14 protein-coding genes are annotated in these 12872 nt (G+C 64.0%); 1 reads left to right on the top strand and 13 read right to left on the bottom strand.

The genetic code is table 11. The features are described 5' to 3' along the window. Window positions 1-13: 13 nt before the first annotated feature. From tilS to ybgC, 8 genes are all read right to left on the bottom strand, one after another. On the bottom strand, window positions 14-1408 hold the full coding sequence (gene tilS / locus ACFSQT_RS25710; protein ID WP_379023405.1) for a tRNA lysidine(34) synthetase TilS: 1395 nt from the start codon (window positions 1406-1408) through the stop codon (window positions 14-16). Further along, the gene (gene ybgF, locus ACFSQT_RS25705) at window positions 1408-2499 is read right to left on the bottom strand and encodes a tol-pal system protein YbgF (protein WP_379023403.1); all 1092 of its coding nucleotides are present in this window, start codon (window positions 2497-2499) and stop codon (window positions 1408-1410) included. The genes tilS and ybgF overlap by 1 nt, the downstream gene beginning before the upstream one ends. A gap of 226 nt (window positions 2500-2725) precedes the next feature. After that, window positions 2726-3232 (bottom strand): peptidoglycan-associated lipoprotein Pal, encoded by a 507-nt coding sequence (pal, locus tag ACFSQT_RS25700; RefSeq protein WP_292188173.1) that lies wholly within the window; start codon window positions 3230-3232, stop codon window positions 2726-2728. Between the two features lie 293 nt (window positions 3233-3525). Then, entirely contained in the window at window positions 3526-4836 is a 1311-nt protein-coding gene (gene tolB / locus ACFSQT_RS25695; protein WP_379023401.1) for a Tol-Pal system beta propeller repeat protein TolB, read from the bottom strand. A gap of 40 nt (window positions 4837-4876) precedes the next feature. Further along, complete coding sequence (gene tolA / locus ACFSQT_RS25690; RefSeq protein ID WP_379023399.1) at window positions 4877-6034, bottom strand: cell envelope integrity protein TolA; 1158 nt, start codon at window positions 6032-6034, stop codon at window positions 4877-4879. Window positions 6035-6041: 7 nt separating this feature from the next. Next, entirely contained in the window at window positions 6042-6494 is a 453-nt protein-coding gene (gene tolR / locus ACFSQT_RS25685) for a protein TolR (RefSeq protein WP_379023397.1), read from the bottom strand. Window positions 6495-6524: 30 nt separating this feature from the next. Next, complete coding sequence (tolQ, locus tag ACFSQT_RS25680) at window positions 6525-7235, bottom strand: protein TolQ (RefSeq protein WP_095089519.1); 711 nt, start codon at window positions 7233-7235, stop codon at window positions 6525-6527. Window positions 7236-7546: 311 nt separating this feature from the next. Then, complete coding sequence (gene ybgC, locus ACFSQT_RS25675; RefSeq protein WP_379023395.1) at window positions 7547-8017, bottom strand: tol-pal system-associated acyl-CoA thioesterase; 471 nt, start codon at window positions 8015-8017, stop codon at window positions 7547-7549. Window positions 8018-8073: 56 nt separating this feature from the next. Between ybgC and ACFSQT_RS25670 the strand changes: the two genes are divergently transcribed. Then, window positions 8074-9324, top strand: a complete 1251-nt coding sequence (locus tag ACFSQT_RS25670) for a glycoside hydrolase family 5 protein (protein ID WP_379023393.1) — start codon at window positions 8074-8076, stop codon at window positions 9322-9324. Between the two features lie 4 nt (window positions 9325-9328). On the opposite strand, the gene ACFSQT_RS25665 is transcribed toward ACFSQT_RS25670, so the two are convergent. The 5 genes from ACFSQT_RS25665 to ACFSQT_RS25645 all read right to left on the bottom strand — a co-directional run bounded on the left by ACFSQT_RS25665 (window position 9329) and on the right by ACFSQT_RS25645 (window position 12851). Then, a complete protein-coding gene (locus ACFSQT_RS25665) occupies window positions 9329-10225 on the bottom strand; it encodes a metallophosphoesterase (protein ID WP_379023392.1) in 897 nt (298 codons plus the stop codon). A 139-nt stretch (window positions 10226-10364) separates the two neighbouring features. Continuing rightward, window positions 10365-11402: a Holliday junction branch migration DNA helicase RuvB gene (ruvB, locus tag ACFSQT_RS25660; RefSeq protein ID WP_379023390.1), complete on the bottom strand. Its 1038-nt coding sequence runs from the start codon at window positions 11400-11402 to the stop codon at window positions 10365-10367. Between the two features lie 43 nt (window positions 11403-11445). Then, on the bottom strand, window positions 11446-12066 hold the full coding sequence (gene ruvA / locus ACFSQT_RS25655) for a Holliday junction branch migration protein RuvA (protein WP_379023388.1): 621 nt from the start codon (window positions 12064-12066) through the stop codon (window positions 11446-11448). Window positions 12067-12183: 117 nt separating this feature from the next. After that, complete coding sequence (locus tag ACFSQT_RS25650; protein ID WP_379023386.1) at window positions 12184-12597, bottom strand: type II toxin-antitoxin system VapC family toxin; 414 nt, start codon at window positions 12595-12597, stop codon at window positions 12184-12186. A 2-nt stretch (window positions 12598-12599) separates the two neighbouring features. Then, a complete protein-coding gene (locus tag ACFSQT_RS25645) occupies window positions 12600-12851 on the bottom strand; it encodes an AbrB/MazE/SpoVT family DNA-binding domain-containing protein (protein ID WP_379023384.1) in 252 nt (83 codons plus the stop codon). Window positions 12852-12872: the final 21 nt, after the last annotated feature.

Here is a 12872-nt window from a genome sequence, read left to right as displayed (position 1 = left end):
CTTTAGCCCATCATCATCCGGCACTGTGGCCGCCGAAAGGCAAGGGCAGGACCGGCGCAGCGCCAACCAGTTCGGCGACGGCCAGCGCCGGCGCCAGATCGAAGGACGGCAGGAAGTGGGCAAAGGGGGCAACGGTCGGCCGCGCCTCCACCACCCTGGGCGCCCGGCTATCCCCCGGCAAACCAAGGCATTCACCGGCTTGCCACAGCGCCGGCTCGCCGGCGAGCGCGGCGCGCACCAGGCTTGGTGGGGTTTTTCCTTCACCGATCGCCAGTCGCTTGGCCGCGATTGCTCCAAACGGCGCGATCAACAATGCGCCGCCGCTGTCGTTCAATGTGATGTGTCGCCGGCCATCCCAGAGGGCGCCCTCGGTGACTGCGGCGGCGGGCGGCAGACCGCGCGCCTCGCGGCGCAGGAAGATGCCGACGCGCCGGGAATCGACAACCGTCCGCGACAATGTGGCGCAAAGAAATCCGGCCTTCAGCCGGCCAAACAGCGCCTCGCTGCGGGCCTGGTCCGGTAGGAAGGCTATCCCGCCGGTCGTGGCCAGCAGAAGGCGCAGCGCATAGACGGCCGCCCGGTCCTCGCCGGCGTTCAGCAAGGCGGGATCAAGACGAATGAGCCCCATCGCCGGCTGGGTCGCGAAACGGCGGATCAAGTCCGCGGCCACCAGCCCAAGCTGCCGGCGCGCGTCGCCTTCGTGCGCGGCCAGCGCCAGCGCATCATCGATGCGCTGCGCCCCCTCCGCGTCGGCGAGCGTGGCGCGCAGGCGCGGCCGCTCGAAAGCCTTGTCGGCATTGGTCGGGTCGTCGGTCCAGCCGACATTTTGACGCCACAGGACGTCGCGCAAGGCCGCGCGCCGTGCCCCAAGAAGCGGCCGCACGATCCAGCTGCGCCAGTCATAAAGAGTGGCCGGCGCCATGCCGGCTAGTCCCCGGCCTGCCGTGTCGGCATGGCCTCGGCCCTCATCACGCGCCAATCCCTCTTTGCGGGCTTGCCGCATCAGCACCGTCTCCGCCTGGTCGTCGGCGGTATGGCCGGTCAGGATCAGGCCGATGCCTTCCGCTTGCGCTGTCTCGGCCAACAGCCAGTAGCGCGCTTCCCGTGCCGCGGCGGGCAGACCTGTCGACGGCTTGGGGCCTGACCATGCCAGGATGCGGTGCGCAATTGCGTGCGCGGCGCACAGCTTCGCCACCGCCTGCGCTTCCTCAGCCGAACCGGGTCGCAAACCGTGGTCGATGGTCACGGCCAGCAGCTTCGTTGCCGGCGCCGTGCGGTCGAGATGTCGTTTGAGAAGAAGGAGCAGGGCGGTCGAGTCGCTGCCGCCGGACACGGCCGCAACAGCGCCGTTGGTAAAATCGATATGCGAAAAAAGGCTCTTCGAAAGGTCAGGCTCGGTGCCAGGCATCAGCAGGCAGCCAGAGCCTTCTCCTGCTTGACGCGTTCCTTGAGCGCACCGGAGATATCGGGGTAGCGCTTGCCGATCTCGCTGAAGGTGGCGCAGGCCACGTCATGCTGCTTGAGGCCGACCAGCGACACGCCAAGCTTCAGCAGCATGTCGGGAGCCTTCTTGGCCTTGGGGTAATCCTTGCTGGCGGCGAGGAAAGTCTCGGCCGCGTCGCGGTATTTCTGCTGGCCAAGCAAGGACTCGCCAAGCCAGTAATGCGCATCCGCCGCCTTCGCATCCCGTGGGAAGCGGGAGATATGGTCGCGGAAACCCTGCTCGGCGGTGCTGTAGTCGCCCGAGAGGATGAACTGATAGGAGTTGCGGTAGAGCTCCTCCGGGTCGTTGGTGGCGGGCAGTGCCGCCACCACCGTGCCGTCGGACTTGCCGGCCTTGGCCGGGGCGCCGGTGGCGGGAGCGGTGTCCTGCACCGGCGCAGTCGCCTGGGTGCTGCCGCCGGCATCGACGACATTGCCGTTCTTGTCGACGGTGATTGTGCCGAAGGTCTTTTCCGGCGCTCCCGTTCCGGGAATCACCTTGCCGGGGTCGCCATTGGGCGATTCGACGATGACGTCTTGGCCGGCGGCGGGCGCGGTGCCCGCATCGCCCGGCGCCTGCGTTGCCGGGGCCGCCGCCACGTCATCGGTGTTGGTATCGGTGGTGGTGGCGTCCGATTTCTTTTGTGCCGGCGGCTGTCCGCCTTGCGTGCCGCCCTCAAGCTGCTGGAAGCGGAACTCGTTGTCTTCCTGCTGCTTGCGGATCTGCTCCTGCATCTGCAGGACCTGGAAATTGAGTTCCTCGATCTTGCCGTTCATCTGCCGCAGCTGCTCTTCCAGCCCGGTCACGGCGGTACCGTCGGACTGCACCAGCTGAACCTGATCCGGTTTCTTCTTTTGACCGAAAATGCTGGGCAATTCGATGCTGGGCAGATGGAAGGAAAAGCCGCTGTCGGTTGATTGCCCTGTGCCGCTCGCTCCCAAGCCGCTAGCCGGGGCGGTGACGCCTGATAGGAGCAGCAGCGCAAGCGTGCCGCTCAGAACCGATCTCAAATGCATGTGCCTCTCGCAGTGATTTCGTTAGCTTGTTCGCGCCTTCCAATCAGAGTGGGACCAGCCAAGCGCCCTCGGCTCATAGCAGGAGCCGAGACTTCGGCCAAATTTTGTTTCGGGCCTCCGGATATGAAAAAGGCGGCCCCGGGGCCGCCTTTCGCAAGGGTGTGTTGCATTTTTGTCGCTAGACCGCCACGCCTTCTTTTGACGCGCCGATCGGGTGCACGATGCCTCAGGAGCCGGCGCCGCTGAGCGTGGTGACCGCACGACGGTTCTGCGACCAGCAGGAGATGTCGTCGCACACCGCGACCGGACGCTCCTTGCCGTAGGAAATCGTCTTCAGGCGGCTGGCCGAGACCCCCTTGGCGACGAGGAAGTCGCGAGTTGCGGCGGCACGGCGGGCGCCAAGTGCCAGATTGTATTCGCGCGTGCCGCGTTCGTCGGCATGGCCTTCGATGACGATGGCATACTGCTTGTACTGGTTCAGCCACTGCGCCTGGCGCGACAGCGTCGTCTGTGCGTCGGCACGGATCGAGGTCGAGTCCGTATCGAAGAAGATGCGGTCGCCGATGTTGACGGTGAAATCCTGCGCCGAGCCTGGCGTTGCCGCGCCGGCGCCGTTGAGGCCGAGGTCGGCGGCATTGTTCGGCGTCTTCTTCGAGGCGCAACCGGCGATGGCGAGCATCGCCACCAGCGCGATCATGACCGGGTTTCTGGTAAGTGCTGCGATACGGCCCATGCCGCCTCTCCTTCGCATTTCGAGTGATTTCGTTGATCACCCAGTAACCACGTTTGGGTTAACCGGCATTCAAGAAACACGGTTAAAATTTGGTTTAGGCTGCCCGTCCGCAGCTGATTGGCCCGAAGCCACATTTCGCGCGGACCCTAGGCGTAAATGCGGCCAAAACGCGACCAAGACGTGGAAAAGGCGGAATTGAGGAGTTGAGGAATTGAAGAACTGAACAGAGAAATCACATCAGCTTCGCTCTGAATTCGCGGTTCTTTCAATTCTTCATTTCTCCAATTCCGCTCTTACTCAAGCAAAGGCGACCAGGCCGGGTCGGAGGCGAAGTTCGCCGTCGGGATCGATTGCTCGTTGCGGCCGGTGAGGTCGACCGAGACCAGTTTCGGTCCGCCGGCGGAATCGCGGAAGAACATCAGCACGCGGCCGTTCGGCGCCCATGTCGGCCCTTCCTGCTGGAAGCCGGAGGACAGGATGCGCTCGCCCGAGCCATCGGTCTTCATGACGCCGATCTGGAATTCGCCGCCGGTCTGCTTTGTGAAGGCGATGAGGTCGCCGCGCGGCGACCACACCGGCGTCGAATAGACGCCGTCGCCGAAGGAGATACGGTTCTGGCCCGAGCCGTCGGCGCCCATCACATAGATCTGCGCGCGGCCGCCACGGTCGGAGGTGAACACCACCTTGCTGCCGTCGGGCGAATAGGACGGCGACGTGTCGATGGCGGTCGAGTTGGTCAGCCGCGTCGTCGAACGGCTCCGCAGGTCCATGGCGAAGATGTTGGAATTGCCGTCGTCGCGCAGCAGGCTCATGATCACCTTCTGGCCGTCGGGCGAAAAGCGCGGCGCAAAGGTCATGCCGGGGAAATTGCCGACCAGTTCGCGCTGGCCAGTCTCGATCTGAAGCAGGTAGACCCGCGGCTGACCACTTTCATAGGACATGTAAGTGATTTCCTGCCGGTTCGGCGAGAAACGCGGCGTCAGCACGATCGACTTGCCGTCCGAGAGATAGCGGATGTTGGCGCCGTCCTGGTCCATGATGGCGAGGCGCTTCTTGCGCGCGTTCTTGGCGCCGGATTCGTCGATGAAGACGACGCGCGTATCGAAATAGCCCTTCTCGCCGGTCAGCCTTTCGTAGATGGCGTCGGCGATGATGTGGGCGACGCGCCGCGTATTGGCGTCGTTGGCAAAGAACTGCTCGCCAGACATCTGCTGGCCGGCAAAGGTGTCCCACAGCCGGTACTGGGCGCGGATGCGCCCGTCAGCCTCCTTGCCGACGCTGCCGGTGACCAGCGCCTGCGCGTTGATCACCTTCCAGTCGTCGAAGCGCGGCGCTGCATCCGGATTGGAGATCTTCTCGATGAAAGCGCTCTTGTCGATCGGCGCGAACAATCCCGAGCGCTTCAGGTCGGCGGTGACGATCTCGGAGATCTGGGCGCCAAGCGCATCGCCGCCCTGGAAGTCGGTGATGGCGATCGGCAGCGGTTCGACATTGCCCTTGTTGACGTTCAGCTCGACAAGGGCCAGGGCCGGCAACGTACCGGCCGCGGTCATGCCCATCGCCATTGCTGCGATCATCAGGAGCGGCTTGAGGATTGATTTCATGTCTTCTCGCTTCTCGTACTGATTTTTCGGATACTCGGGCCTACAGGCCCAGCATCTCCCTTGGATCGAAGGTGACGCGGACGTCGGCCCAGATGTCCTGCTTGCCTGCGGGGACCTGCAGGCCGGTGACATCGCATTTTTGCACAGCGCGAACGGCACTCTCGTCGAACTGACGGTTTCCGCTCGATTTTTCGACAGCCGGGCGGCCATCCAGCTTGCCGGAGGCGTCCAGGTTGAAGCGGACGACGACGACGAAGTTTTCCGAACCTTCAAGGCCTACAGGAAGGGTCCAGCAACCGCCGAGCTGGCTTTCCAGGGCGCCCATTTCCGATTTCGACAGCTTCTGGCCCTGATCCTTGTCGCCACCGAGCGACGCCTGCTGGGTCGAGCGCTTGGCGCCGCCGCCGGATGGCTTCTGCTTGTCGAGGAGAGCCGAGATCTCGTCGGCGTTGAACTGCTTGTCATCGGACTTCGGCTTCGACGAGGCTTCCTTGACCGGCTTGTCGGCATCCTTGCGTTCCGGCGCCTTGGCGCTTTCGGCCTGGGCCGGCTCCGGCTTCGGCCGCGCTTCCGGCGCGGGCGCCGAGTCCGGCAGCTGTGTCGCCTCGGTGGGCGGCTCCTTGGCTATGGCTTCGGCAACGGCGTCAGGCTTGACCTCGGGCGTCGGAACGATGGCAGCGGTCTTGTCCTGCGGCGGCGGGGTCGGCGCCGGCTTGGCCGGCGTCGGCTTGGGGTCCGCTTGCTTGACCGGCTCTGGCTTGACCTCTTCCTTGGGCGTCGGGGCCGGCGCCACTTCCGTTGCCGGAATGGGTTTCGGCTTTTCCTGCGGCTTCGGCACGTCCTCGGGCTTCGGCTTTTCGATCGGGGTCGGCGCGGGCGGGGGAGCCGACGTCATGTCGACCGGCTTCGGCTTGGCTTCCGGCGTTACCGGCTTGTCGGTGTCGACGCTGTTCTCGCCGACCTTCTGCGCTACCGGCACGATGTCCGGGCGCTGCGTCGGCACAGGGGCCGGCTTTTCATGCATCACGGCCTTCTTGTCGCCCTGCAATGTCTGCGCAATGGCTTCCATCGGCACGATGTCGACCGCGACCGACTCGACGTCGGCGGACGGGAGTGCGGCCGGCGCCGACAACGTGAACAGGCCGAAGGCCAGCACCGCCGTATGCAAGATCACCGATGTGGTGAGGCCGGTCTTCATCTCGCGTCTATTGATCCTGTTCCTGCAGTGAAACCAGGCCGATATTCTTGTAGCCAGCGGCCGAAATACGGGCCATCACCTTCATCGCCGTGCCATAGTCGGTCGACTTGTCGCCACGGATGAAGATGCGCTCTTCATAGCCGGTCTTCGAGATCGCCTGCAGCTTGGCCACCAGCTCCTCGATCGGGATCTCGGTTTCCTGCAGATAGATCTGGCCGCCGGCGTTGATCGAGACGGTGATCGGCTGCGTGTCGGCATTCATCGCCTTGGCCTGCGTATCCGGCAGGTCGATCGGCACACCGACCGTCAGCATCGGCGCCGCGACCATGAAGATGATCAGCAGCACCAGCATCACGTCGACCATCGGCGTGACGTTGATTTCCGACATCAGCCCATGGTGACGGCCGCGCCGCCTGTGGCCGCGCCCACCGCGTCCTCCCATGCCAACGGACATTCCCATCAGTTACTCCTCGGGCCCATCAGTTACTGCTCAGGCCTTGGGGGCCACTTTTTCATCGATTTGGCGCGAGAGTATGGCGGAGAACTCGTCGGAGAACCCTTCCATGCGCACCGCTATCTTGCTCGCGTCGGACGACAGTTTGTTGTAGGCGATGACGGCGGGGATGGCGGCGAGCAGGCCGATGGCCGTCGCCAGCAGCGCTTCGGCAATGCCGGGCGCAACCACCGCGAGACTGGTGTTCTTGGATCCGGCGATCGCCTGGAACGAGGTCATGATGCCGATGACGGTGCCGAACAGGCCGATGAAGGGTGCCGCCGAACCGGTGGTGGCAAGGAAGCCGAGGCGCCCCTCCAGCTTTTCCATCTCGCGGGTCAGCGCCAGGTCCATCGCCTTGTCGATGCGGGTCTGCAGGCCGAGCGGCGACTTGGCGCCCTTCTCGAAGCTCTTCTTCCACTCGCGCATCGCAGCCACGAAAATGGCGCCCATGCCGGTGGTCTTGCGGTCGGCGAGCGTGCGGTAAAGCTCCTCCAGCGACTGCCCCGACCAGAAAACCTGCTCGAACCGGTTGAGCGACAGCCGCATGCGGGCATAGGCGACCAGCTTGTCGACGATGATCGCCCAGGTCCAGACCGAGGCGCAGAGCAAACCGATCATGACCAGCTTGACCACCCAGCTCGCCTGCATGAACAGCGCCCAAATCGACAATTGCGCGCCCGGTTCGGCGAGTGCGATATTTTCCATCGTTACGTCCTTAAGATTTTCCGGGCGAAGCTGGCGGCTGGCCCCTGGCATCCCTTGTGGTCGGTTCGCACGCAGCTACCGGAACAACCCCAAACCGTGCCTTTGGTGGCCTTTTCAGGGCAAATATTGGTGAAAGGAAGGCGCTTGATAGCGCCAATCTTCACCAATCTCTTCATGAACCGTTATGGTTAAGGATGGGTTAGGAAATAAGGCGCGGCGCATTGCCGCGCCCGCATCCCGCAACGCATCATCCAAGCGCGACACCAGGGAAGCGCAGAAAACGCCGTTTGCAGGCCGGCCTCACCTGAATGTCAGCCCACCCGAGGCATGAACGCCCCGACCCATTCCTTGGGAAAGCGCCTTGGCCGGCCGTTCTCGCCGATGATCGCCGCCTCGACCTTGGCCTCGACCAGCACCTCATCGCCGCGTTTGAGCTGCTGCGCCATGAAGATGCGCGCGCCGGAAATGTCCTCGGTGCGGGTGTCGACCGTCAGGATATCGTCGATGCGTGCGGGGCCGCGAAAATTGATCTCCATGCGGCGCACCACCCAGACAATCTTCTCGCCATGCTTGCCATCGGCAAGCTCGGTGTGATGCACGCCGGTCAGCCTGAGATAGTCGGAGCGGCCGCGTTCGAAGAATTCGAGATAGCGCGCGTGGTAGACGACGCCGGAGAAATCGGTGTCGGCGTAGTAGACCCGTGCCATCAGCCGGTGGCCGAATTCCGTCAACGCGCCGGAAAGCCCTGCCAGCAACGCGGCCGATTCACCATGATCGCCCATTGCGCTTCCTTTTTCAGTCGCGGCGGGGCACCTGTTCCCACGCGATATGGCATCGGATGGCACTGTTGACGGCGATGATCAAGACCTTGATGGCGGCGCTGCTTGTGCTGGTGGCTTTGGCGTGGCCCAGCCAGGCGGCCACCTTCTCGATGAAGCGCGGCCTCAATCTCGACCAATGGACGACGTGGCCCGGCGAGGAGCGGTGGGGCGACGCCAAGGCCATCCTGCCCTATCCGGAATGGCGCAAATTCCTTGGGGATGACGACCTCAAGGCGCTGAAGAACGCGGGCTTCGATTTCCTGCGCATGCCGGTCGATCCGTCCCCCTTCCTGTCCGGCCAGACCGCGGCCTTGCGCGACGACCTCTATGCCAGCGTGCTGGACTCGGTGCGCATGACCAACCGCGCCGGCTTGAAGGTGATCGTCGACATGCACCTGATCCCGGCCGGCGGCAGCCGCAAGATCGGCATGAGCGAAGTGATGGACAGCCCACAGACCTTCGACGCCTATGTCGACATGGTGCGCAAGATGGCCCGCACGTTGGCCGGCGAAGATCCCGAAAAGGTCGCCTTCGAGCCGATGAACGAACCGATCGTCGACTGCGACAGCGACGGCACCAGCCTGTGGCCGGACCGCCAGCGGAAGCTGTTCGCGGCGGCGCGATCCTCGGCGACGAAACTGACCCTGGTGCTGACCGGCGCCTGCTATTCCGCCGCTGCGTCCCTTGGGAAGATCAATCCGAGGACGATCCCCGACGACAATGTCATCTGGACCTTCCACTCCTACGATCCGTTCCTGCTCACCCATCAGGGCGCAACCTGGGCCGGCGACTTCATCGCCTATGTGACCGGCCTGCCCTATCCGCTGACCGCGGTGCCGCGGGCACAGCTCGAGGTGACGCTCGACACCGTCCGCGCCAGGATCAAGGCCGAGGCGCCGTGGGCACGGCAGAGCGGCCTGCTCGCCTATCTCGACGAACAGGTCGCCAGCATGGACAGTCCCGACAAGCTGCTCGGCCTGATGGATGCGCCGTTCAAAACGATCGAGGCGTGGGCGAAGGCCAACGGCATCAAGCCGCAGAACATTACACTCGGTGAGTTCGGCATGATCCGCCAGGAGTATGGCAACGCCTATGTGATGCCGGCGCGGTTCCGGGCCGCCTATGTCAGGGACATGATCGCGCGCGCCGAAGCGCATGGCTTCTCATGGTCGGTGTGGAGCTACGGCGGCGCCTTCGGCATTGTCGACGCCTTCAACGGCGACAAGGCGGAGCCCGAGGTAATGGACGTGATCCGCGCGCTGCATTGACGGTTCAGCCAAGGTCGATCGACAGGATTTCGGGGCGCATGCCGAAACGAACCGGCACAATGCTGGAGCCGAGCCCGCCCGAGACGATCAGATTGCGGCCGTTCTCGACGACATGGCCATAGGCATAGCGATTGCCGAACCGCGACGGCACGACAGGCGAATAGCCGAACAGCCGAATTTGTCCGCCATGGGTGTGACCCGACAGGGTCAGCGACACCCGCCAAGGCACGGTGGGAAAAATATCCGGCTCATGCGCGAGCAGGATGACCGGCGAGCTATCGCTGACCTTGGCCAGCGTGCCGTCGAGGTCGTCCAGTCCCTTGAAGCCGGTGCGGTCCCTGGTCGGCAGTAGGGCCAACTGGTCGGCGAGCCCGGCGATCCAGACACCATGCCCGTCCTTTTCCAGGCGCACGACATCGTTCTCGAGGACCGGGATGCCGACTGCCTCCAAGGCCTTGCGCGCTATGGTCGGACCGGCGCCTGCCCGCTGTGCGAAGCCGTCGCTCCACCAGTCGTGATTGCCAAGGATCGACAGCACGCCGAGCGGCGCCTTGAGACCCGACAGCGCGGATGCCCATTGCGATGGCGTCACCGGGCCTGTCACCAAAGGCATGCCGGCAATGTAGTCGCCGAGCAGGGCGATCAGGTCCGCTTGCTGCGCATTCGCGTCTTCGACAAGCGAAGCGATCCGCTCCGCCGTCATCCACGGCCGGCAGGCATGGATGTCGGCGAGCGCGACGACGCGCAGTTTCAATCCCGCCGGCCAGTGCGGCGGCGTCAGCGCATAGCGCTTCACATGGATGAGCAGCATCGGCTCGATGCCGATCGCATAGGCGCTGAACGCGGCAACAGATAGGAACGACCCGCCGACGAAGCGCAGGAACCCGCGTCTGGTTATCATGCTCCGCCACCTGATCGCGGCGACAATCGCCGAGACCGCGTTAAAGCCCCCGAATGCGCCGGCAAATCGGCGAAGCTGAGGATATTTTGCGCAGGGCGTTCACCTATCCTTGATCCCGAGACCGCCGGCCCTCGAGCCGCTACTCTTCCTCGAACAGGTTGATCTGCTGCTGCGCCAGATCCTTCGGCGCGTCGAGGCCGAGATGCCGCCAGGCATTGGCCGTCAGCATCCGGCCGCGCGGCGTGCGCTGGATGAAACCCTGCTGGATCAGATAGGGCTCGATGATGTCCTCGATGGCGTCGCGCGGCTCGGACAGGCCGGCGGCGATCGTCTCGATGCCGACCGGGCCGCCGCCGAAATTGCGGGCGATCATCGACAGATAGCGGCGGTCGAGCGCGTCGAGGCCGAGCGCGTCGACCTCCAGCCGCGTCAGCGCCTCATCGGCAATCTGGCGGTCGACATGGCCATCGCCGGCGACCGAGGCGAAATCGCGCACGCGGCGCAGCAGCCGTCCGGCGATGCGCGGCGTGCCGCGCGCGCGCCGCGCGATCTCCAGCGCGCCGTCGTCGCCGAGCGGCATTTGCAGGATGCGGGCGCCGCGCCGCACGATCTGTTCCAGTTCCTCGACCGTATAGAAATTGAGCCGCACCGGAATGCCGAAACGGTCGCGCAGCGGATTGGTCAGCAGGCCAAGCCGCGTGGTGGCGGCGACAAGGGTGAAGCGGGCAAGGTCGATCTTGACCGAGCGCGCTGCCGGTCCTTCGCCGATGATCAGGTCGAGCTGGAAATCCTCCATCGCCGGATAGAGGATTTCCTCCACCGCCGGGCTCAGCCGGTGGATCTCGTCGATGAACAGCACGTCGCCTTCTTCAAGATTGGTCAGCAGCGCCGCGAGATCGCCGGCCTTGGCGATGACCGGGCCGGAGGTCGAACGGAAATTGACACCGAGCTCGCGCGCCATGATCTGCGCCAGCGTCGTCTTGCCGAGGCCCGGCGGCCCGACGAACAGCACATGGTCGAGCGCTTCGTTGCGGCCCTTGGCGGCCTCGATGAACACTTTGAGATTGGCCCGCACCGCCGCCTGGCCGACGAAATCGTCAAGCGTCTGCGGCCGCAAGGTCTGCTCGGCATCCTCGCCACGTTTTTCGGGCGCAATCAGGCGGGGCGACAGGCTCATGCCGCCTTCCTCGCACACGGCAAGGAACTGAACAAGCGACGCCTCACCGCGCCAGTTCCTTCAACCCGAAGCGGATCAGTTTTGGGGCATCGGCATCCTCGCCCGCCGTCTTCAACGCCGCCGCCACCGCATTGGCCGCGGTGTCGCGCGAATAGCCGAGATTGACCAGCGCAGAGACGGCGTCGATGATCGGCGCCGGTGCGACGCCTTCACCGAGCTCCTGCTTCAGGCCAATAGTGCCCGAGGCGGTGCCCGCATAGGCCGGCGCCTTGTTCTTCAACTCGGTGACGATGCGCTCGGCCACCTTCTTGCCGACGCCGGGCGCACGAGAAACCATGGCGATGTCGCGCAGCGCGATGGCGTTGGCGAGATCGGCAGGCGCCAGTGTCGACAGGATGGCCAGCGCCACCTTGGCGCCGACGCCGGGCACATTGTTCATCAGCAGCCGGAACCATTCACGCTCCAGCTGCGACTGGAAACCGTAGAGCCGCAGCATGTCCTCGCGCACATAGGTCTCGATGAACAGCACCACCGCCTCGCCTGGCGCCGGCAGCGCGGCCAGCGTGCGCACCGAACAATAGGCGACATAGCCGACACCATGGATATCGACGAGGCAATGATCCTCGTCGATCTCGTCGAGCGTGCCCTTGAGTTTGCCGATCATGCCTGGGCCTTCCTAATGCATCTCGCTCAAAAGTGCGCAGCGGTCTTCGGATAACGATTTGCTTAAAACCAAAAACTTAAAGCGTGCCGCATGAATCCCATTGGACGCGATCCCGCTTTAAGGGTGAGTATCGGGCGCGATAAGCTCAACATCCGGAAAGTACTTTCTGAAACCTGCCGGATCGCGAGTAAGAATGGGATAGCCCCGGATGGCGGCATGGGCCCCTATCAGGAAGTCGGGCATCACCTTCTCTCGCGACCCGCCCAGCCGCCGATAGACCGAGAACGCTCTCGACGCCGCAAATGCTGCTTCGAACGGAAGCCCTTCGCGCCGGAACTCGTCTTCGGGCAAGACGCCGTCGACATCGTCTAGCGTCTCATAGCGCATGGAAAACTCGGCATAGATAATCTGATTGATGACTAGGCTGCCTTGCTTGAGGGCAATCCTCATCTTCGACCGCGACCATTTCAACCAGACGGGATCACGAACTGCGACATCAATAAGCACGTTGGTGTCGACAAGCGTCGCCAAGATCAGCGATCCCGTGTCAATGCCATGACATCATCCGCGTTCATTGACTGATCGCCGCTCCCCTCAAGCCGATCGAGCGCGATGAGAAAACGATCGAGCCTTTCGCGGTCGGCCAGCCGCTCCCTGTCGTGCTTGGGCGTGATCGTGATCTTGCCGCCTTCAATGCCGAAAATGACTTCACTGTTGGCATCAATCCCAAACGTCTCCCGCAGATCGCGCGGGATCGTCACCTGGCCTTTGCTCGTCACACGCATGAAACACCTTCCTTACAAGTA

Source organism: Mesorhizobium calcicola, from assembly GCF_042682105.1.
GTDB lineage: Bacteria > Pseudomonadota > Alphaproteobacteria > Rhizobiales > Rhizobiaceae > Mesorhizobium > Mesorhizobium calcicola.
This window is presented reverse-complemented; position numbering and strand designations above follow the sequence as displayed.

Bases quoted from the DNA above. Each gene is read 5' to 3' on its own strand.
- ybgF (WP_379023403.1), bottom strand. From the start codon at position 2,499: ATGCATTTGAGATCGGTTCTGAGCGGCACGCTTGCGCTGCTGCTCCTA.
- tolR (WP_379023397.1), bottom strand. From the start codon at position 6,494: ATGGGAATGTCCGTTGGCATGGGAGGACGCGGTGGGCGCGGCCACAGG.
- ACFSQT_RS25670 (WP_379023393.1), top strand. From the start codon at position 8,074: ATGGCACTGTTGACGGCGATGATCAAGACCTTGATGGCGGCGCTGCTT.
- ybgC (WP_379023395.1), bottom strand. From the start codon at position 8,017: ATGGGCGATCATGGTGAATCGGCCGCGTTGCTGGCAGGGCTTTCCGGC.
- pal (WP_292188173.1), bottom strand. From the start codon at position 3,232: ATGGGCCGTATCGCAGCACTTACCAGAAACCCGGTCATGATCGCGCTG.
- tolA (WP_379023399.1), bottom strand. From the start codon at position 6,034: ATGAAGACCGGCCTCACCACATCGGTGATCTTGCATACGGCGGTGCTG.
- ruvB (WP_379023390.1), bottom strand. From the start codon at position 11,402: ATGAGCCTGTCGCCCCGCCTGATTGCGCCCGAAAAACGTGGCGAGGAT.
- ACFSQT_RS25645 (WP_379023384.1), bottom strand. From the start codon at position 12,851: ATGCGTGTGACGAGCAAAGGCCAGGTGACGATCCCGCGCGATCTGCGG.
- tolQ (WP_095089519.1), bottom strand. From the start codon at position 7,235: ATGGAAAATATCGCACTCGCCGAACCGGGCGCGCAATTGTCGATTTGG.
- tolB (WP_379023401.1), bottom strand. From the start codon at position 4,836: ATGAAATCAATCCTCAAGCCGCTCCTGATGATCGCAGCAATGGCGATG.
- tilS (WP_379023405.1), bottom strand. From the start codon at position 1,408: ATGCCTGGCACCGAGCCTGACCTTTCGAAGAGCCTTTTTTCGCATATC.
- ruvA (WP_379023388.1), bottom strand. From the start codon at position 12,066: ATGATCGGCAAACTCAAGGGCACGCTCGACGAGATCGACGAGGATCAT.
- ACFSQT_RS25665 (WP_379023392.1), bottom strand. From the start codon at position 10,225: ATGATAACCAGACGCGGGTTCCTGCGCTTCGTCGGCGGGTCGTTCCTA.